This window comes from Falsiroseomonas algicola, assembly GCF_011040385.1.
Lineage (GTDB): Bacteria > Pseudomonadota > Alphaproteobacteria > Acetobacterales > Acetobacteraceae > Falsiroseomonas > Falsiroseomonas algicola.
This window is the reverse complement of the sequence record NZ_JAAIKB010000002.1, coordinates 600,957-620,403: the sequence shown is the minus strand read 5'-3', so window position 1 is coordinate 620,403 and position 19,447 is coordinate 600,957. Positions and strand designations below refer to the sequence as shown.

Sequence of the window (19,447 nt, the reverse complement as noted above, 5' to 3'; positions counted from 1 at the left end):
GGCGGGGGTCAACGCCCCGCGCCGACGGTCTAGGCTGGCGCCACCAGGAAGGAGCGGCCGGCATGTTCGAGGGCTTCATCGAGGAAACGCGGGACGCGGATGGCCAGGCGCTGCGGCTGCGCCGGGGCGGCAAGGGCCCTCCCCTGCTGCTGCTGCACGGCAATCCGCAGACGCATGCCATGTGGCACAAGGTGGCCCCGGTGCTGGCGCGGGACTTCAGCGTGGTCTGCCCGGACCTGCGGGGCTACGGGCTGTCCGGCAAGCATCCCGTCTCCGCGGACCATGCGGCCTATGCGAAGCGGGCCATGGCGGCGGACATGGTGGCCCTGATGCGCGGCCTCGGCTTCGATCGCTTCCAGGTGGTGGCGCATGACCGCGGCGCGCGGGTCGCGCATCGGATGGCGCTGGATTGGCCGGCGGCGGTGGAGCGGCTCTGCACCATGGATATCGTGCCGACGCTGCACCACTTCGAGACCACCGACATGGCCTTCGCCATGGGCTACTATCACTGGTTCTGGCTGGCCCAGCCGCATCCGAAGCCGGAACGGCTGATCCTGCGGGATGTCGAGGAGTGGTTCGACATGCACACCTCCCGCGAGCCCAAGGACAAGGGCTTCTTCCATCCGGAGGCCCGTGCCGACTACCTGGCCGCCTTGCGCACGCCCGGCACGGTGGAGGCGATCTGCGAGGAATATCGCGCCGCCACCACCATCGACCTGGACCATGACCGCGCCAGCCGGGAGGCCGGCCAGAAGGTGCAATGCCCGCTGCTGGCGCTCTGGGGCGCCAAGGGGAAGGTCGGCGTCTGGTACCAGCCGCTGGAGGTCTGGGGGCGCTACGCCAGCGGGCCGGTCAGCGGCGGCCCCGTCAATTCAGGCCACTACCTCGCGGAGGAAGCGCCGGAGGAAGTGCTGGCCGCGCTGGAGGGCTTCCTCAATCGAAGGGGAGGATGAAGGGGATATCGGTATCCCCGGTCTTCTCGCCGAAGCCGGTGATGAGGGCGTGGGCTTGGCCGCGGTGATGGGTCTGGTGGTTGAAGAAATGCGTCACCAGCACCCAGGTCGGGCGAGTCACGTCGCGCTGCATGGCGCCGCTGAACCAGGACAGCGTGCCGGCGAGCCAGGCGGGATCGACCGTCGCGGCCCAGGACTCGATCCGACTGTCCGTCTCGGCGCGGATGGCCTTCAGCGCGGTCCAGTCCTCATGCAGCGCCACGCTGGCGGGGATGCCGCCCTTCGGCGCCTCCCATCCCGCGAAGCGCGACATCCAGGTCGTGTCGCCCCAGACGAGGTGGTTGAGCGTGGCGTGGATGGAGCCGAAAAAGGCGCCACGATCCTCCCTTCGCTGCGCGTCGCTGAGGCGGTCCGCGGCGGCGTAGAGGCGCCGGTTCATCTCGGCATTGTAGGCGGCCATCAGGCGGACATGGTCGGGCGAGATCACGGCACGGCCTTCCAGAAATAGAGGATGTCCCGGGGCTGCATGGCCTCGTCCAGCTCGCCGCCGGGGATGCAGCCGCCCTCGGTCCAGCCGGTGGCACGATACAGCGCCTCCGCCGCCGTGCCACGGCGCGTGTCCAGCACCATCAGGCGCCGCGCGACCCCGCGCGCCGTCTGGTCCACGCGCCGCATCAGCGCCCGGCCCACGCCCTGGCGGCGATGGGCGGGATCGACCATCAGCTTCTCGACATCCACGCGATGCGGCTGGTTCGGCTCCGTGGCCAGGCCGAGTTGCACGGTGCCGACCAGCACGCCGTCCAGCCAGGCCACCAGCAGGATCCGCCGGCCCAGCGCGACCTCCGACGACACGCGCCGCCACGCATCCCGCGCCACGGCGGCCGAGAGCGGACGCAGGTAGGACAGGCTCGCGCCCTCCGCCACGCAGTCGACCAGCAGGGTCGCCAGGCGCCGCTCCGCGCTGGCGGCCGCGGCGGCGTCCAGCGCTTCCACCACCAGGCCGCGGATGGGCTTGGTGTAGCGGAACTCCAGGCTGTTGGAGATGTCGTCCAGGATGCGGATGGAGCCCTGGCGGACGAAGCCGCGCTTCTCATAGAAGCGATGCGCGGCCTCGAACCGTGTATCGGTCCAGAGCACAAGGCGATGCGCGCCGGCCTCCCGCACATGCTGCTCCGCCGCTTCGAGGAGACGGTGCGCGAGGCCGGTGCCACGCGCCTCCGCGCTCACATAGACCTTGCAGATCTCCCAGGCCTGGTCCTGGTTGAGCGGCCGCGTCGCCGCCATGCCGATCAGGCGGCCATCCTGCTCCGCGGCCCAGAGCGCGCCGCCGGCCTCCGCGAAATAGGTCGCCAGCGCCCGAAGCTCCGGAACCTCCGCATCCACGTCCAGGATGCAGTTCGGGTATTCCGACCAGCAGGCATCGATCAGCGCGATGAAGCCCGCTTCGTCGTCATCCCGCCCGGGGCGAAGCGTCGCGGTCACGACAGGCCTTTGCAGAACTCCTGGATGCGGGTGCAGGCCTCCCGCAGGCTTTCCGTATCCGTGGCGTAGGAGATGCGCACATAGGGGCTCATGCCATAGGCGCTGCCATGCACCGTGGCGACATAGGCTTCCTCCAGCACCGCCAGGGCGAAGTCGAGGTCGGTCTCGATCCTGCGCCCACCCTTGCTGGTCTTGCCGAGGCAGCCCGCGACATTCGGGAAGACGTAGAAGGCACCTTCCGGCTTGTGGCACTGGATGCCCGGCGCCTGGTTCAGCATGTCCACCACCATGTTGCGGCGCTGGCGGTAGATCTCGGCGCGTTCCTTCACGCCGTCCTGCGGCCCGTCCAGCGCGGCGATGGCGGCGGCCTGGCCGACGCTGCTGGTGCCGGCGCTGATCTGGCTCTGCATGTTCACCATCGCGGCGATCAGGTTCTTCGGACCGCCGCAGAAGCCGATGCGCCAGCCCGTCATCGCATAGGTCTTGGACACGCCGTTGACCGTCAACACACGGTCCTTCAGCCGCGGCTCCACATCCGCGATGGTGCAGAACTCGAACCCGTCATAGACGAGGTGCTCATACATGTCGTCGGTCAGCACCCAGACATGCGGGTGCTTCAGCAGCACCTCCGCCAGCGCCTTCATCTCCGCGCGAGAACAGGCGGCGCCCGTCGGGTTATTCGGGAAGTTGAGGAACAGCCACTTGGTCTTCGGCGTGATGGCAGCGTCCAGATCCTCCGGCCGCAGCTTGAAGCCGTTGTTCTGCGGGCAGGCGATGGTCACCGGCGTGGCCGTCGCGAGCTTCGCCATCTCCGCGTAGCTGGTCCAGTAGGGGGCGGGGATCAGCACCTCGTCACCCGGATCGCAGGTGCCGAACAGCGCGTTCATGATCACCTGCTTGCCGCCGTTGGAGATCATGATCTCGTTCAGCGCGTAGTCGAGGTTGTTGTCGCGCTTGAACTTGCGCTGCACGGCTTCCTTCAGCGCGCGCGTGCCGTCCTGCGGCGGGTACTTGGTCTCGCCCCGCAGCGCGGCCTGGTAGCCGGCCTCGATGGCGTGGCGGGGGCTGTCGAAATTGGGCTCCCCGATCGCCAGGCTGATGACCTTCTGGCCGGAGGCCGCGATCTCCCGCGCGCGGTTGGTCATGACCGCGGTGGCGGCCAGCTTGATGTCGTTCAACCGTGTGGCGAGAGCGGGCATGGTGAGTGCTTTCCCGTGCGAAGGCCGGTGGTGTAGCCAAGCCAGCGCGGCGGCTCAATCCGCCGGGCGGCGCATGACCCAGTCGAAGGGCTTCTCATCGATGACGGCGAAGCCGAGCCGTTCCCAGAAGCGCCGCGCGGGGCTTTCCTTCAGCACCTCGATCCAGAAGGATCGGCCGGGATGGGCGGCCTGGATGGCGCGGAAAACGGCCTCGCCCAGCCCCTGCCCTTGATAGGCGCGGTCGAGGAAGAGGCTGTGGATCTCCACATCCGGCCCGTCCGGCTCGATGCCGACGCAGCCCAGCGTATCCCCGCCCGCCTCGATCACCCGCAGGATGCCCGCGTCGAACTGCTTGCGCATGCGCGACCGGCGTCGATCCGGGTCGAAGCGGTTCATCCGTTCCAGATGCTCCCGCATCACCCGGATGGACAGCGCCAGCATCGGCTCGAAATCCGCCTCCGCCGCGCGGCGGAGGCGGAAATCGGTCGTCACTTCAGGCCGGCGCAGAAGGCCTGGATGCGGGTGCAGGCATCCGTCAGCGACGCATCGTCGGTCGCGTAGCTGATGCGGAAATGGCCGGGGAACATGAAGGCGGCGCCGTGCACGGTGGCCACACCCTGTTCCTCCAGCAGGCCGAGGCAGAAATCCTCGCAGGTCTCGATCTTCTTGCCCGAGGCGCTGGTCTTGCCGAGGCAGCCGCGGATGTCGGGGAAGACGTAGAAGGCGCCTTCCGGCGTCGGGCAGCGCACGCCCTGCGCCTTGTTCAGCATGCCCACGACCAGGTCGCGGCGGCGCTGATAGACGACGCGCATCGCCTCCACACTCTCCTGCGGCCCGGTCAGGGCCTCGATCGCCGCGGCCTGGCTGATGGAGGAGGTGTTGGAGGTGGACTGGCTCTGCAGCTTGTCCATCGCCTTGATGAGCTGGACGGGCGCGCCGGCGAAGCCGATGCGCCAGCCGGTCATGGCATAGGCCTTGGAGCAGCCATTCATCGTGACCGTGCGGTCCTTGAGGCGCGGCTCCACCTCGACCAGCGTCGCGAACTTGATGCCGTAGGTCAGCTTCTCATAGATGTCGTCGGAGAAGATCCAGACATTCGGGTGGCGCAGCAGCACCTCGGCCAGGCCCTTCAGCTCCTCCGCCGTGTAGCCGGCGCCGGTCGGGTTGGACGGGTTGTTGAGGATCAGCCACTTGGTCTTGGGCGTGATCGCCGCTTCCAGCTGCTCCGGCGTCATTTTGAAGCCCTGGTTCGGGCCGCAGGCGACGATCACGGGCTTGCCCTCGGCCAGCGCCACGATGTCCGGGTAGCTCACCCAGCAGGGCGCCGGGATGATGGCCTCGTCGCCCGGATTGATGGTGGCGACCAGCGCGTCGAAGATCACCTGCTTGCCGCCGGTGGCGACCAGGATCTCCTCCGGCTTGTAGTCGATGTTGTTGTCGCGCTTGAATTTCTCGCAGACCGCCTTGCGCAGCGCCATGGTGCCGGCGACGTCCGTATACTTCGTCTCGCCGCGCTCGATGGCCGCGATCGCCGCGTCCTTCACGTTGCGGGGCGTATCGAAATCGGGCTCCCCGGCGGCGAGGGAAATCACATCCTTCCCCGCGGCCTTCAGCGCGCGCGCCTTCGCCGTCATGGCGATGGTCAGCGAGGGCGAAATGCGGTCGAGGCGATCGGCAATGAGGTTCATGGCTTGTCCGGCGTCCCTGCCCAGCCCATGCCGGGCGGCAGGCTTTTCCTAGACCCGCCTGCACGGATCGTCCACCGGGTTGCCTCTATTCCAGGCGAAGCGGACGATATCCCTGGAAGGTGAAGCCGCGCTCCGTCATGCAGGTCCGGCGCCAGCCCTCCCGTGGCCCGCTGTTCATATCGACCTGGGAGTACTGGGCGGGCCGGTAGCGTTCGGTGACCCGGCAGCGCTCCTGCGACCCCTCCCGCCAGCAATTCCGGTCCCGTTCGATCCGCGCCGGTGAGGTCATCTGCCAGACGTAGTGCGGGGGAACCGCCAGCGCGGCCTCGTTCCGGCAGGCCTCGACCATCGCGTCGGCCTCCGCCTCGCTCGTGCCCGGGCGGGACCAACGCTCCGCGCAGGCGCCGAGGAGCAGACAGGCAGCGAGGATCAGGCCGGCGTTGCGCATGCGGGCAGTGTGGAACAGGCTTGTGGAGAAAGCATGGCGCCTTCTCAGCCGCGGCGGCGAGGCCAGGCGATCCAGGACGCGATGACGAGGCCGACCGCGACAAGCCCGACCAGAAGGGTCGCCAGCGCATAGAGGTCCGGCGTCAGCCCCAGCCGCACGGCGGAGAAGATGACCATCGGCAGGGTGGAGGCACCGGGGCCGGAGACGAAGCTGGCGATGACCAGGTCATCGAGCGAGAGGGTGAAGGCCAGCAGCCATCCCGCGGCGATGGCGGGGGCGGTCAGCGGCAGGGTGATCAGGAAGAAGACCTTCCACGGCCTGGCGCCCAGGTCCATCGCCGCCTCCTCCAGGCTGGTGTCGAAATCGGCCAGCCGGGCCTGCACCACCACCGCCACATAGGCCGCGCCGAAGGTCGCATGGGCGATCGCCACCGTGTCCGCCCCCCGCCCTGCCGGAAAGCCGAAGGCCTGTTCCATGGCGACGAACATCAGCAGCAGCGACAGGCCGGTGATCACCTCCGGCATCACCAGCGGCGCGGCCATGGCGCCGGCGAAGGCGGTGCGGCCGCGGAAACGGCCCATTCGCGCCAGGGCGAAGCCCGCGATCACGCCGAGCACCGTCGCCATGGTGGCCGAGACGGCGGCGATGCGGAGCGACAGGCCCGCCGCCTGCATCAGCGCCTCGTTCTCCCATAGCGCGACATACCAGCGCGTGGAGAAGCCGGTGAAGGTGGTCACCAGCCGGCTGTCGTTGAAGGAGAACAGCACCATCAACAGGATGGGCAGGTAGAGGAAGGCGAAGCCGATGCCGAGCGGCACGGCCAGGCGGGCAGCGCGCCGCATGGTCACGCCGCTTCCCGCGCAGCGCGCGCCTGGAAGATCGCGATGGGGGCCACCAGCAGCAGCAGCAGCACGACCGCCAGGGCGGAGGCCAGCGGCCAGTCCCGGTTCTGGAAGAACTCCATCCAGAGCACGCGGCCGACCAGCTGCGCATCAGGCCCGCCCAGCAGCTCGGGAATCACGAATTCCCCGACGGCCGGAATGAAGACCAGCAGGAACCCCGCGACCACCCCGGGCATGGAGAGCGGCAGCGTCACCTGGAGGAAGGCCCGGGACGGCCTGGCGCCCAGATCCTCCGCCGCCTCCAGCAGCGCCGGGTCCAGCTTGGAGAGCGTGGCGTAGAGCGGCAGCACCATGAAGGGCAGGTAGCAGTAGGTGACGCCGAGATAGAGCGCGATGTCGGTGTAGAGCAGCTGCAGCGGTTCCTGGATGACGCCGAGCGCCAGCAGGGCCCCGTTCAGCCAGCCCTGGTCCTGCAGGATGCCGATCCAGGCGGTGATGCGCAGCAGGAAGGAGGTCCAGAAGGGCAGGATCACCAGCATCAGCAGCAGGGTCCGCCAGCGTTCCGGCGCCCGGGCGATGGCCAGCGCCATGGGGTAGCCGACCAGCAGGCAGAGCGTGGCGGAAACGGCGGCGACGCGAAGGCTCCGCAGGCCCGCCTCCAGGTAGAAGGGATCCTCCAGGAACAGGCGGAAATTCGCCAGGTTCAGCTGGATGATCGGCCCCCCTTCCTCCGTCCAGCGCCACAGCGGCGTGTAGGGCGGCAGGCCCTCGCTGGGTTCGGCGAAGGCGATCGTCAGCACGATCACGAAGGGCACCACGAAGAACAGCGCCATCCAGCTCCAGGGAAGCGCCAGCACCAGGGCGCGGCCGAGCCGCCCCTTCATTCAGGCAGCACCATGCTCGCCTCGGCATCCCAGGTCACCGCGACGCGGTCCTCCCAATCCACCGGCCGCGCCGTCATGCGCCGAAGGTTGGGCTGGCTGACGCGGATCTCCTTCCCGTTGTCGAGGACGACGTAATACATGAAGAAGTCCCCGAAATAGGCGATGTCCCGGACGCGCCCGACCAGGCGGTTGTCGCCGAGCGGCGTCGCTGCGTCGGTCCGCTCGATCCGCATGCGCTCCGGCCGGATGGCGACATAGGCGCGGCTGCCGACGGGCTTCAGCGCCCCGGGCTCCGCCAGGATGTCGAAATCGAGTTCGGAACTGCCGATGCGTGTCGCCTGGTCGTCCGCCGCCTCGACGACGCCTTCCAGGATGTTGGCGGTGCCGAGGAATTCGGCGGTGAAGCGGCTGTTCGGGAATTCATAGACCTCGCCGGGCGTGCCGACCTGCGCCAGCGTGCCCCGGTCCATGACCGCAAGGCGGGTCGCCATCGTCATCGCCTCCTCCTGGTCATGGGTGACGATGACGAAGGTGGTGCCGGTGCGTTCCTGGATGTTCACGAGCTCAAACTGCGTCGCCTCCCGCAGATTCTTGTCGAGCGCAGAGAGCGGTTCATCCAGCAGCAGCAGCTTCGGGCGCTTGGCGAGCGCCCGCGCCAGGGCGACGCGCGCCTTCTGGCCGCCGGACAGCGCCGCGGGCTTGCGGCCGCCGAAGCCTTCCATCCGGACCAGCGCCAGCATCTCCGCCACCCGGTCGGCGATGACGGATTTCGACGCGCCTTCCTGACGCAGCCCGAAGCCGATGTTCTGCGCCACCGTCATGTGCGGGAACAGCGCGTAGGACTGGAACATCATGTTGATCGGGCGCTCATAGGGCGGCACGCCCGCCAGATCCTGGCCGTCCAGTACGATCCGGCCGGCATCCGGTTCGATGAAGCCGGCAAGACAGCGCAGCAGCGTCGACTTCCCCGACCCGGAGGCGCCGAGCAGGGCGAAGAGCTCGCCGCGGTAGATGGGCAGGGTGACAGCATCGAGGGCCACGTAGCCCTCGAATCGCTTCGTCACCCCCTCGATCCGCAGGAACGGATCAGCGGCCGGGTCGCGCCAGGGCTCGGCCGCGCCGGGCCGTGCCGCGACAGGGCTCTTGGGCTGCTCCGCAGCGGTGCTGCTCACCGCCCCGCCTTGAAGCGCGCCCAGACGCGGTTGCGGGCGCGTTCGGCCGCCTGCGGCACCGCCCCGATGGTGAAGAAGCGGGCGCGCATCTCATCGGTCGGGAAGACGGAGGGATCGTTCGCCACTTCCGCCGCCACCAGCGGCCGGCTGGCCGGCACGCCGTTGGGATAGCGGACATGGTTGGTGATGTTGGCCATCACGTCGGGCTGGAGAAGGAAGTTGATGAAGGCGTGCGCCGCTTCCGGGTTGGGCGCATCGGCCGGGATCGCCAGCAGGTCGAACCACAGCTGCGCGCCTTCCTTCGGCGCGACGTACTGGATCGTCACGCCGCGATTCGCTTCCTCCGCCCGCGCCGCCGCCTGGATGACGTCGCCGGAATAGGCGAAGGCCATGCAGAACTGGCCGCCGGCCAGCGCCTCGATCACGCCGCCGGAGGAGAAGGCGCGGATGAAGGGCCGGATCGTCATCAGCGTGCGTTCCACGTCACGCAGGTCCTCGGGCGCCGTGCTGTTCGGATCCTTGCCCAGATAACGCAGCACCATCGGGATCACGTCGGCGGCGCTATCCATCATGACGATGCCGCAGGCGCGGAGCCGCCGCGCATTCGCGGGGTCCAGCAGCAGCCGCAGGCTGTCCATGGGGGCGTCGGGGGCCAGGGCGCGCACCCGGTCCACATTGATGCCAAGGCCGATAGTGCCATAGAGGTAGAGAGCCCCGAAGCGGTTCTCCGGATCGGCGCTTGCGACCTGCTGCTGAAGCGCGGGGTCGATGTTGGCGAGGTTCGGGATCAGGCTGCGGTCGAGCGGCCGGAAAGCGCCGGCGCGGGCGAGGCGGGAGAAGGTCGGCTCGCTAGTCGGCACGACGATGTCGTAGCCCGTGCGGCCGGCGGACATGCGGCCCTCCAGCGTCTCCAGGCTGTCGTAGATGTCGTAGCGGACCCGGATGCCGGTTTCCCGCACGAAGCGCTGCACCATGTAGGGGTCGATGTAGTCGTTCCAGTTGAAGACGTTCACGACCTGCTGCGGCTGGGCCTGCGCATTCGGCGACAGGCAGATCGAGACCAGCAGGGCAGCCATCACGGCCACACGACGCATCATCCGAGGCACTCCCGCGATTGAATGACGGCGGAGCCTAACACGCTGCCGCGATGACGCATCGGGGTAGGTGCGGCGAAGATTTGTAGGTCTTTTTTCCTTGACCATTGCAAAAAGTCGCGGTAGCAATGGCGGCATCAAGGGGCGATCTGCGTCCACGCCGCGAGGCAGCGGTCGTCGCCAGGCCGCCATATGCCCAGGCCCTGCCAGCAGGGCGGCCCCTCCTCCAGTCGCTTGAAGCCGATCCTGTCCGCACCGGGGCTCTGCCTTGGGACAGGATGATTTCCCTTCAACCCCCGCATCGCCTGGGGCGCGCTCCTGCGCGCCTCCTGCGTACGCCTGCCCGAACGGAGACAATGATGGCCTTCGACAATGCCTCGCTCATCCCCCTGCTCACGGGCAGCGGGTTCACGCTCTGGCTGTATCGGACCACCGATACGCGGGCGACGGCGCTGGGCGCCACCTACTTCGCCCCCGCCGCGGCGCGCCTGGATACCGGCGACCTGATCCTGCTCCAGGCCTCCGACGCCGTGGCGCTGCTGCCGGTGCGGACGGGTGATGTCGTGGCCGCCGGCGTGGTGCTGGACACCGCCGCGGCGCCCTTCCGCGTGAACCGCACGGCGGCGCAGCGCTTCTCCGTCCGCCAGGCGGCGACGGCGGTGGCGATGACGGCGGTTCTGGCGCCGCTGGCCGCGGGCATCGTCTCCAACGGGACCGTCAATGCGCAGGCCACGATCGTGGGCCCGGTCCCCGAAGTCGCCTTCAGCATCAGCGACGCCACGGGTGCCACCGTCCGTGGCCCGCAGACCGCGACCGTGTCGGCCGGCACCGCCACTGCGACGCTGCCCGCGCCGCCGGCCGGCACGGGCTATCGCATGCGGGTGCAGGCGACCATCGATCCCGCCGTCGCCGACAGCTCGGCGCCCTTCTCCGTCACGGCTCCCTTCGGGCTGCTGCTGCAGAGCGGCGTCTCCCTGCTGCTGGAGGATGGCGGGCGGATCCTGATCTGACCTCCCCCGCCCCTCCCCCGCCCCAGACCAGGACAGGACCCCCCGATGCCTGATGCCAGGATTTCAGAACTGCCGGTCGCATCCGCGCTGGCGGCCGCGGATATCGCGCCCTTCGTGCAGGGCAGCGGTACCGCGGCGCAGACCCGGCGCGCCACCTTCGCGCAGATCACCGCCGGCGTGCACGCCGAACGCATGTTCCATGTGCGGGACTATGGCGCCGTCGGTAACGGCACGACCGACGATGCCGCCGCGATCCAGGCCGCCATCAATGCGGCCTCGGCCGCGGGGGGCGGTACCGTGCGCCTCGGCCCGCGCCGCTATCGCGTCGTCGCCTCCGACATCACGGTGCTCGAGAAAGTCTGCCTGGAGGGTCCGACGACCTTCCCGGGCGGACAGCGCGCCTCCGCCGATTACCGCGGCATTCCCGGCACGCTGGTGATCGACCCCGCGCGGACCGTGCGTGTCATGCGGGCGGCGACGCTGCGCGCCATGACGCTGTTCCGGGATGGGCTTGGCGCGCCGCCAACCAACATGCGCGCGGGCATCACGCTGCGATCGTCAATGGCGGGAACCGCCATCACGATCGGCGACGGGTCCGGCACCCACCACGACGTCCTGGTTGAAGACCTGCTGATCCTCGGCTTCAACCTGGCTATCCGGTCCGACAACAGCCAACGTCTCAGCGTCCGCCGCGTACGGGGCGACAACCAGAATGGCATATACCTCACGCGGACCTACGACATCACCCGCATCCACGAGGTGCATTTCTGGCCCTTCCTGACGGGCAATGTCTCCAACGTCTCCCTGGCGCAGACGGGTGTCGGCGGCGTCGCCAACAACGGCGCAGGCCTCGTCAGGCTGACCGGGACTGGCGCCCATGGGCTGGTGACCGGCGACCTCGTCAACACCTATGGCATCGGTGGCGTCCCCGGTGCCAACGGCCTCTTCGTCGTCACGGTCGTTGATGCGACGCGCATCGATCTCCAGGGCAGCAGCTTCTCCGGCACCTGGTCCGGCGGCGGCAACATCGCGATCTGGAACAACCGCCGGTCGGGCACCGCCTTCCGTGTGGAGGACAGCGACGTTGCGGAGTTCGTCAGTTGCTTCTCCTACGGCTACCGGACCGGCTTCGACATCGGCAACGGCGCGCAGTCGATCCAGCTGCATAACTGCAGCGTCGATGACCTGCTCTCGCTGCGGGATCCGGCGACGGTCGGTGCGCTGATCCAGGGCACCGCCTTCCGCACCAAGTGGGTCGGCGGCTTCATCAGCAGCATGGCGACAGCCATCCGCATCAATTCCTCCTCACCCAACCAGGGCGACAACCAGTTCGTCGGCGTGATGGTCGGCGGTGGTGGTGCCGGTCGCGCCGTGGGGGTCTTCGATGGCGGCTTGACACTCGTCGCCTGCGACCTGCCGGCCGCCCGCGTCTTCCTGGCCACGGCCGGCGACAGCCTCTCCGTCGTCGCGTCCGACACGCGTTCGGCGACCTTCGAAGGCCAGACCGGTGCCGACCTGTCGCGCATCGTGCTGGTCGGCAACCGGCTGCAGGCGCTCGGCTCCTCCCCCGACCAGGAACGGGCCCTGCTCCGCCGACGGTCGGCGTCGCTCGGCGGCGAGCTCGACGTCGAGAACCAGGATGCCGCCGTCACCTACTCCCTCAGCATCGGCAGCGGCGCGCTGGCGCCTCTCGAGATCGCTGGCGACACCGTCAACAACCCGAATGGCGGCGTCGTCTTCGGCGCCGATTCGGGCATGACCGCGCCCATGACGGTGACGCTGCGCCGCCGGTCGACGGCACCGGCCGCCAATGATGCCGTCGGCCGCGTGGTGTTCAACGGGAACAACACCACCGGCACCGAAACCTCCTTCGCCCGGGCGGGCGGCGTCAGCGACGTCGTCACCGCCGGATCGGAAGCCGGGTCCTTCGTGGTGGAGACCCGCAGCGGCGGCACTCTGGCGGAACGCCTGCGCGTCGGCCCGACGGGGACGGTGACGCTGACCGGCCCGCTGCTCCTTCCGGCCGATCCGACGGCCAACAACCAGGCGGCGAACAAGGGGTATGTGGACGCCCAGTTCACCAGCCGGCGGCTGCCGGTGGTCGCGACCTCCGCCGCCACCGCGCTGACCCTCGCCTCCCACCACGCCCGCATCGTCTCCGCCAATGCGGGCACGACGCTGTCGATCGACTGGGCGGCGACCGGCGATGGCTTCACCTGCCTCGTCATCAATCGCACCAGCGCCGACCTGTCCATCTCGATGACCGGCTTCACCGGCAGCGCGCCGATCAACGCCGATGGGCTGACCAGGATCAGGCCGGACGGGCTGGCGACGCTGCTGGCCTTCAGCCCGGATGGCGGCACCACGCGCCTGCTCATCCTCTCCGGTGCTGCGGCGCCATGACCTGCCGCGAAGGACGCGATCGATGACCGAATGGACCATGATCTACTGGAAGGGTCCCGCCGAGGCAGCGCTGGACGGGCTTCGCCAGTTCGGCTGGCGCGCGCCCGGCGAGGATCCGGCTGACGCATCGGACCCCCGTATCGGCGGCTTCATCCCGCCGGTCGGCCAGCCCCTCGTCACCATGGAGGGGACCGCCTTCGTGGCCGTCGTCGCGAACGGGCCCATCGAGACGCCTGCCGGACTGACAGCCGCCGACCCGGGCGAGGCCCGCGACATCATCGGCAGCTTCTGACAACGACCCCATCGCAAGGAGATCGGCATGACCGACCTGACCGACCACGCGAAGAACCTGCTGGCCCGCGCCCTGTGTGGCCGCCTGCCGACACTGCCGACGGCCGCCTGGGCCGCCATCGGCACGGGTGGCACGGATGCCGCCGGCATTTCCGGCGAACCGGCCGGCACGGGCTATGCACGGCAACGCGTGACCTTCACCGGCACGGGGCAGCAGCGCAACGTGGAAGCGATCCGCTTCACCTTCACGGCCGCCGCCGGGACGATGAGCCATATCGGGCTTTTCGATGCCGCGACTGGCGGAAACCCCCTGACATGGTCCGCCCTGGCGTCGCCCGTGACCGTGGCCGGGCCGGGAACGGTGACGATCGCGGTCGATGCGCTGACCGTCACACCGGAGTAACCCGGGCCTGACAGACGCGACTGTCCAGCCCCCTTGAAGCCGAGCGAAACAGTCGGATAACCTCTCCCCAACAAGCTGGGGGAGGTTGGACGTGAATCCGCTCGACGCTGCCGGGCGCCTTGTTCGTGACGCGCTGGGCGAGGGTGAGATCTGCGGGACCTGCGGGTCCCGCGTCGCCGGCCTCTGCCGACCACTGGACGCCGCCACGCTTGATGACGTTCTGGCGGAGGCGGAGCACGTCACCTTCGCGGCGCGGGACCACCTGTTCCAGGAAGGCGACAAGGCCGGCCATGTCTTCACCCTGGTCACCGGCACGGCGAAGCTCGTTCGCCTCCTCCCCGACGGACGGGAACAGGTGGTCGGCTTCCGGTTCGCTGGCGATGTGGTCGGCTACACGCCGTCCGGCACCTACCCCTTCGCCGCCCAACTCCTGACCGCCGCCACCGTCTGCCGGCTGGACCGCCGGAGGCTCGACTCACTCATGCGAAGCTACCCGGCCCTGGAACGCCGGTTCCTGGACCTCTGCATCCAGGAATTAACGGCGACGCAGGATCAGCTGGTGACGGTGGGACGGCGCACGGCGGAGGCCAGGCTTGCGGCGTTCCTTCTTTCCTTGGCGGAAAGCGGCCGGCAGCGCCACCTCCCGGGTCCTGTGCTCGACATGCCGATGACCCGGGCCGACATCGCCGATTTCCTGGGCCTGACGCTTGAGACCGTGAGCCGGAGTTTCACAGCCTTCCGCCGTCGGGGATGGATCAGGGAACCATCCCATGGCCGCGTGGAACTCCTGCAACGCCAAGCCCTGACCGAACTGATCGACGGCGACGCTGATTAGGCAAGGGAGCGGCGCAGGCCAACGCGAGCGGGAGAATGGTGCTGCTGGAGAGGATTGAACTCGGGCTTTAGCGGGCGAAACCTAGGTTTTTTGCGGGTTTCCGGCGGGTTTCGATGGCCCGTGTGTATCACTTCGGTGGATCACGGGATAGCTCAACATGATGGCTATCGCCCTTAAAGGGATGGCTTCACGCTGGCGGTTTGCTATCTTCGTCGCATGAACGCAACGGAATGGGTTGGCTTGGCGGCGCTGGTCGCAAGCTTCGTCGCGGCGATCTATGCCGGCCTCACCTTCCATCATCCACGGGCGCCAAAGCGGCCATCACCGCCGCGCTTCCACGGCCAACTCCCTGGCGATGGCGCTTCTCTCTCTGAGTTTCTCTGGAAGCATGATGGCCAAGTCGTTGACCTAGACGTGGGATTTACATGGGTCATGGATGGTGAAGCGGACCCTGACGTTGACTTCATACAAGCCACGCGGGGTGAGGCCAACGACTGGTCACACGCGCTCGTCTTGAGCACTGGCCCGCGCGAAGAAGGAGAGGTGACGCAGATATTGCGATACAACATCCTTGAGCTACCAAGGCAGCACATGAGCGCTTTCGCCGCTGATCCGGCTGGTGGCCGCTATGCTTCGCTTCGTGGCGCTTTCATCCCGCGCAGCAAAGGGGCCGCGAAGCTCTACAGCTACGGCCTGTTAGTCCAGGTTGATGAATGGAACCGAGCGCTTTGGGATAGGTAAATGCGGCGGAGGCCTGCCGACAATCTGGGCCTGCATTCCGTGTCGCGTCGTCATACATAGTCACGCCGTTCTGCGCTCATGGGCCTCGCTCAGGGCCCCTTGCGGGACCCGTGAGACCGTTAGCCGGAAGCGCCCGGCTGCCACCTCTACCGCCCCCGGCTCCCGGAAGACCGCCCACGTTGCGGACCCGCTGCGGTCGATCCGCGCATAGGCTTCCCGCTGGCGGGCGCTTCGGCATGGGGCGGGGCTGCTACTTCTGGCGGGCAATGGCGGTAGCGAATGCGAGGTGTCCCCGCTCTCATGCCGCCCCCGGCACGATAGGCGCAGGCCGTCCTTGTCGCAAATGAAAGGGGGCAGTCCCTTGGCGCCGGCCCGCCCCCAGAGGCCCCTCTACAGAGTTCCTAGGGGTTTCCTTTGGCTGTCTTGCGCCGGCCCGCGCCAGCCTTTCGCGGGGTAGTCCGGGGCTTGCTGCGGTCCTTGGCGGTCCCCCGGGCGGCCGGGGCAGGATCAAGGGGGATGGGGTCGGGACGTTCGCTGGCCAAGAACGCTTCCCTCATCAGCTTCGGCATGGCGGCCTCTGCCCGCTCCGCCTCTGTCATCCGGGCCACCCTATGCGCGGCCTCCCGGATCGCAGCATCAACCGCCGGGTCCGCTTCCGCCGCAAGATTAGCGATGGCTTCAAGGTCGCGGATGCGGGCCTTGTCCCGCTGCGACGCCTCAAAAAAGCCTGCCAACGCCGCTTTGATCTGCGCGTCGCCGTCGTCGCGGATCGCGTCGAAGAACTTCGCAGCCTTCGCGGCTGCCCGCTTGGCATCCTTGGCGGTCCGGTCTTCCGGGCTCATGCCGCCGCCCCTTCCCGGTCATCGTGGCGGGCCCCCTGCGGGACCCGAGAGACCGTCGCCCGAAGGCGACCGGCGTCCACCTCCACCGCCCCCGGTTCCCGGAAGATGCCCCAGGACGAGGCCCCAATGCGGTCTATCCGCCCATAGGTCTCCCATGGCCCGACGCGAAGGAATGTGCCGAACCCGTCGATAGTGAGTTGAAGGCTCATGTTCGCTTCCCAGCGAGTGTTACCGGCGGTCCATGCCGGCAACAACGGAAGTAGGATCGCGCGGCCGATCAGTAAAGATATTCTCAAGTCGAAATAAAATCCCTGTGGCGGGACAAAATAGATGTCTGCCTCTTCTGCAATCGGCAAAACAACATGACACAAGAGGGGGTGTTGCATGTTTACAACACAAGGTCCTGGCGCTGTCCCTTGTGGGTATTTCGGGGACCCCTTCCGGTGCAGCGGACTGCACCGCTAGCCCGGCCGCTTCATCTAAGCCGGCGCTGTCACCCGCTCCACCCGGGCCAAGACGCGGCGGACGGCGGTGGCGGTCCATGCACCTTCCCCGGAGGGGGTCGGGACGCCCCGCGCCGTCAATGCGTCCGCGATCTGGCGAAGCGACGCAGCCCCCTCCGCCTTCACCGCCTCGATAGTCGTGGCGACGCGGAACGCCGCATGATCCGCCGAGAGAGACCGGGCAGCGCCAGATGCCGCACCGCCTGCCTTGGCGTCGGGAGGGGATGACGGGCGATAGCCCCGGTCTCCCCCCAGCTTGGTCCCCCGGGCCTTCGCAGCGGCAAGCGCGGCTTTCGTGCGGACCGATATGGCCCGCGCCTCCTCCTCCGCGACCATCGCCATGATACCGACCGTGAGCCTGTTAGCGTTCGGCATGTCGGCCGCGACGAACTCCACCCCCGCCTTCTGCAAACCCAGAAGGAAGTGAGCATCCCGAGAGAGGCGGTCTAGCTTCGCGATCAGCAAGGTCGCTCCGGTGCGGCGGCAGCGATCCATGGCGGCGCGAAGCTGGGGCCGCTCCACGTTCCGGCCGCTCTCCACCTCCACGAAGGGTGGCGCGAGTAGCCGATCACCGGGCCTCAGAAAGGCCGTTATGGCGGCTTGCTGGGCCTCTAGACCAAGCCCGCTCTTGCCTTGCTTGTCCGTGCTGACACGAAGATAGGCGACGAAGGTCCGTGCCTGCGTGGTCGCGTCCATGGTCCCGGCCTCACCCGTTGCGGTCCCGCCAGGATGGGAAGCCCCCGCCACCGTGTCAACAGCCGATCAACGTTCGTTGCACTGTTCCCGTCACGGCAGGCGGCTTGGCAGGATCGGAACGGTCCCGCACTATCCAGCGTCACCATGCCGAGGGAACCGTGAGGATCAGCGCAAAGAGTGTCGGACTTGTCCTGGCAGGCGCCGTTGGCGGGGCACTGCTGTCATCCGCGCCGTGGGCAGATGCACAAAGCCGGTCCGGGCCGCCGGGTCGCTACCAGATGGCCGCTGGTCCTGCCGGGCTTGTGCGCCTCGATACCACGACTGGCGAAGCCATAGGCTGCCTAACCACCTCCGCGTCCTTCCCCCGCATATTCTGCGGCGCGACGCTTGCGGAGGTGCGGGCAGCGGAGGGAACCCGGTAAGTCCGCCCTCCCCGTCACCCCGCCCGCCGGGTGCGCCCGATCTGCCCCGCGACGCGCCCGCCCGCCCGCGACATTGCTCCCGCGCGTGCGACCCCTACCCCACGGGGGGAAGTCGCGACGGCGCGACGTGCGGTAGGCGTCTCAGGTAGCGGCCCAAAACCTCCCGAACAGTAACGGGAGGGGGGCGGGTTCGGCCGAAAGTCCCCGCGATATCAGGCACTTCCGGCCAAGGCTGTTGCCTTGCAACACCCCTTTACAACAAACCCGCCATGGCCCCTTCAAAACTCCTGAGAGGGCAACTCAAAGGGCCCGTCTTGGGCCATGGCGTTCCGGACCTTATCAGCCGCCGCGACGATGACGCCCCGCCGTTCCGGGTCCCGGACGCCCCTGGCAATCGCCCGGGCCTGTTGAAGTTTCTCGATGGCCTCCGCCTCTGCCAGTTTCTCCGGTGACGGCGGCGCCGGGGGCTCATTGCCCGCCGGTCCTTCCTCGCCGCCCATCCGCCGGGCGATATCCGGAAAGTCCACCACCATCCATTTCCGGACGGTGGTATGCGCCACGGACCCGCCGAGGGCCTGCGCGATTTCCCGGTAAGACAGAAGGGCGTGCGCCTCGTCACGCCGCTTCCGGGACTTCAGATGCCGCCGCGCCGCGATGAATGCCCGAAATGCTGTCCGCACCTCGCGGGGCTTCAATCGCTCCCCGTGCCGCAGGTTCGCTTCGGCTGCCAGCCAAAGGACCTCCTCGCGTGTCGCTTCCACGAAGTTCGCGTCAATGCACGGAATGCCAAGCCGCCGATGCGCGTCAACCCGGTAGTGCCCGTCAACAAGAACTGCCGCGCCCTCCACCCGCGCCACCAAAACGGGCGGCATCGCCACGCCGCTCCGGATGGCGTTGGCATACTGCCGCAGGATGTCTTCGGATGAACCCTGGCGGGCCCGGTAGGCCGGGTCCCGAACAAGGTCCGCGATGGCCACCTTCACGGGCCCCTGCCGGGCCTGGACGGGGCTCATGCTTGTGGGTGTCGCGTCACGGCCCGGCGGCGGGCCAAGTAGAGGTTCGCTCGCGTGAGGTTCAGGCGGTTGCCGTCCCGATACCGCACCACGTCGCCGGGCTTCACTTCGTCGCCCAGCACCACGCGGGCCGCCATGCCGAGGTTCCCGCGCTCCGCGTCCCAGTAGCGGACATATCCGAAGCCCTGACCGCTGAGATTAAAGAACAGCTTGGGCGAACGGCCATCGCAAACTGCACGGAGCGCGGCCCACCCGTCGTGGTCCATCGTCACCGTTTCGCCACTGGCGGTGCGCACCTTCACGCCGGTCGCGGTGGTCGTCGGCGGTCGGTCCCCCCAAGCGGTCGCGAAATCCGCGAAGGCGTTGTTGGGGAAAGGGTTGTGCTTGTTTTCCATATTCTCGATTGCTCGCGACGCGGCAACGCACGGGCCCAGGGCAAACGCGTCCACAGGTCCCCTGAAGGGCCCCGGCGCTTCGCCCCGCGCCACCGTGGCGGTGCTGGTCGTGTTGGAGTTTGTGAAAATGC

21 protein-coding genes are annotated in these 19,447 nt (G+C 68.3%); 7 read left to right on the top strand and 14 right to left on the bottom strand.

The features are described 5' to 3' along the window. Window positions 1–62 precede the first annotated feature (62 nt). Complete coding sequence (locus G3576_RS07980; RefSeq protein ID WP_164693822.1) at window positions 63–953, top strand: alpha/beta fold hydrolase; 891 nt, start codon at window positions 63–65, stop codon at window positions 951–953. Here G3576_RS07980 and G3576_RS07975 read toward each other — a convergent pair. The 10 genes from G3576_RS07975 to G3576_RS07930 all read right to left on the bottom strand — a co-directional run bounded on the left by G3576_RS07975 (window position 934) and on the right by G3576_RS07930 (window position 9,765). After that, window positions 934–1,440 (bottom strand): DinB family protein, encoded by a 507-nt coding sequence (locus G3576_RS07975; RefSeq protein ID WP_164693821.1) that lies wholly within the window; start codon window positions 1,438–1,440, stop codon window positions 934–936. The two genes, G3576_RS07980 and G3576_RS07975, sit on opposite strands and share 20 nt — an antisense overlap. After that, the gene (locus tag G3576_RS07970; protein ID WP_164693820.1) at window positions 1,437–2,435 is read right to left on the bottom strand and encodes a GNAT family N-acetyltransferase; all 999 of its coding nucleotides are present in this window, start codon (window positions 2,433–2,435) and stop codon (window positions 1,437–1,439) included. Before G3576_RS07970 ends, G3576_RS07975 begins: the two co-directional genes overlap by 4 nt. Next, window positions 2,432–3,634: a pyridoxal phosphate-dependent aminotransferase gene (locus tag G3576_RS07965; RefSeq protein WP_164693819.1), complete on the bottom strand. Its 1,203-nt coding sequence runs from the start codon at window positions 3,632–3,634 to the stop codon at window positions 2,432–2,434. The genes G3576_RS07970 and G3576_RS07965 overlap by 4 nt, the downstream gene beginning before the upstream one ends. 54 nt (window positions 3,635–3,688) lie before the next feature. Next, entirely contained in the window at window positions 3,689–4,126 is a 438-nt protein-coding gene (locus tag G3576_RS07960; protein WP_164693818.1) for a GNAT family N-acetyltransferase, read from the bottom strand. After that, window positions 4,123–5,322 (bottom strand): pyridoxal phosphate-dependent aminotransferase, encoded by a 1,200-nt coding sequence (locus G3576_RS07955; protein ID WP_164693817.1) that lies wholly within the window; start codon window positions 5,320–5,322, stop codon window positions 4,123–4,125. Before G3576_RS07955 ends, G3576_RS07960 begins: the two co-directional genes overlap by 4 nt. Window positions 5,323–5,407: 85 nt before the next feature. After that, window positions 5,408–5,770: a hypothetical protein gene (locus G3576_RS07950; protein ID WP_164693816.1), complete on the bottom strand. Its 363-nt coding sequence runs from the start codon at window positions 5,768–5,770 to the stop codon at window positions 5,408–5,410. 44 nt (window positions 5,771–5,814) lie between these two features. After that, window positions 5,815–6,612, bottom strand: a complete 798-nt coding sequence (locus G3576_RS07945) for an ABC transporter permease subunit (protein ID WP_164693815.1) — start codon at window positions 6,610–6,612, stop codon at window positions 5,815–5,817. 2 nt (window positions 6,613–6,614) lie between these two features. Further along, a complete protein-coding gene (locus tag G3576_RS07940) occupies window positions 6,615–7,496 on the bottom strand; it encodes an ABC transporter permease subunit (protein ID WP_164693814.1) in 882 nt (293 codons plus the stop codon). After that, window positions 7,493–8,668 (bottom strand): ABC transporter ATP-binding protein, encoded by a 1,176-nt coding sequence (locus tag G3576_RS07935; RefSeq protein WP_164693813.1) that lies wholly within the window; start codon window positions 8,666–8,668, stop codon window positions 7,493–7,495. Before G3576_RS07935 ends, G3576_RS07940 begins: the two co-directional genes overlap by 4 nt. Continuing rightward, window positions 8,665–9,765, bottom strand: coding sequence for an extracellular solute-binding protein (locus G3576_RS07930; RefSeq protein WP_164693812.1), 1,101 nt, complete (start codon window positions 9,763–9,765; stop codon window positions 8,665–8,667). Before G3576_RS07930 ends, G3576_RS07935 begins: the two co-directional genes overlap by 4 nt. A gap of 353 nt (window positions 9,766–10,118) precedes the next feature. On the opposite strand from G3576_RS07930, the gene G3576_RS07925 reads away from it, so the two are divergent. The 6 genes from G3576_RS07925 (at window position 10,119) to G3576_RS07900 (ending at window position 15,445) form a co-directional block, all read left to right on the top strand. Then, window positions 10,119–10,772 (top strand): hypothetical protein, encoded by a 654-nt coding sequence (locus G3576_RS07925; RefSeq protein WP_164693811.1) that lies wholly within the window; start codon window positions 10,119–10,121, stop codon window positions 10,770–10,772. Window positions 10,773–10,817: 45 nt separating this feature from the next. Beyond that, complete coding sequence (locus G3576_RS31230) at window positions 10,818–13,175, top strand: glycosyl hydrolase family 28-related protein (protein ID WP_207622702.1); 2,358 nt, start codon at window positions 10,818–10,820, stop codon at window positions 13,173–13,175. A gap of 22 nt (window positions 13,176–13,197) precedes the next feature. Next, complete coding sequence (locus tag G3576_RS07915; RefSeq protein ID WP_164693810.1) at window positions 13,198–13,467, top strand: hypothetical protein; 270 nt, start codon at window positions 13,198–13,200, stop codon at window positions 13,465–13,467. A 27-nt stretch (window positions 13,468–13,494) separates the two neighbouring features. Next, complete coding sequence (locus G3576_RS07910) at window positions 13,495–13,869, top strand: phage tail fiber protein (protein WP_164693809.1); 375 nt, start codon at window positions 13,495–13,497, stop codon at window positions 13,867–13,869. Window positions 13,870–13,960: 91 nt separating this feature from the next. Continuing rightward, on the top strand, window positions 13,961–14,704 hold the full coding sequence (locus tag G3576_RS07905; RefSeq protein ID WP_164693808.1) for a Crp/Fnr family transcriptional regulator: 744 nt from the start codon (window positions 13,961–13,963) through the stop codon (window positions 14,702–14,704). Window positions 14,705–14,920: 216 nt separating this feature from the next. Next, window positions 14,921–15,445 (top strand): hypothetical protein, encoded by a 525-nt coding sequence (locus G3576_RS07900; RefSeq protein WP_164693807.1) that lies wholly within the window; start codon window positions 14,921–14,923, stop codon window positions 15,443–15,445. A 401-nt stretch (window positions 15,446–15,846) separates the two neighbouring features. On the opposite strand, the gene G3576_RS07895 is transcribed toward G3576_RS07900, so the two are convergent. The 4 genes from G3576_RS07895 to G3576_RS07880 form a co-directional block, all read right to left on the bottom strand. Further along, window positions 15,847–16,287: a histidinol dehydrogenase gene (locus G3576_RS07895; RefSeq protein WP_164693806.1), complete on the bottom strand. Its 441-nt coding sequence runs from the start codon at window positions 16,285–16,287 to the stop codon at window positions 15,847–15,849. A gap of 479 nt (window positions 16,288–16,766) precedes the next feature. Further along, the gene (locus tag G3576_RS07890) at window positions 16,767–17,486 is read right to left on the bottom strand and encodes a recombinase family protein (RefSeq protein ID WP_164693805.1); all 720 of its coding nucleotides are present in this window, start codon (window positions 17,484–17,486) and stop codon (window positions 16,767–16,769) included. Between the two features lie 700 nt (window positions 17,487–18,186). Further along, window positions 18,187–18,891: a ParB/RepB/Spo0J family partition protein gene (locus G3576_RS07885; RefSeq protein ID WP_164693804.1), complete on the bottom strand. Its 705-nt coding sequence runs from the start codon at window positions 18,889–18,891 to the stop codon at window positions 18,187–18,189. Window positions 18,892–18,917: 26 nt separating this feature from the next. Continuing rightward, complete coding sequence (locus G3576_RS07880) at window positions 18,918–19,316, bottom strand: hypothetical protein (RefSeq protein WP_164693803.1); 399 nt, start codon at window positions 19,314–19,316, stop codon at window positions 18,918–18,920. Between the last annotated feature and the right edge of the window lie 131 nt (window positions 19,317–19,447).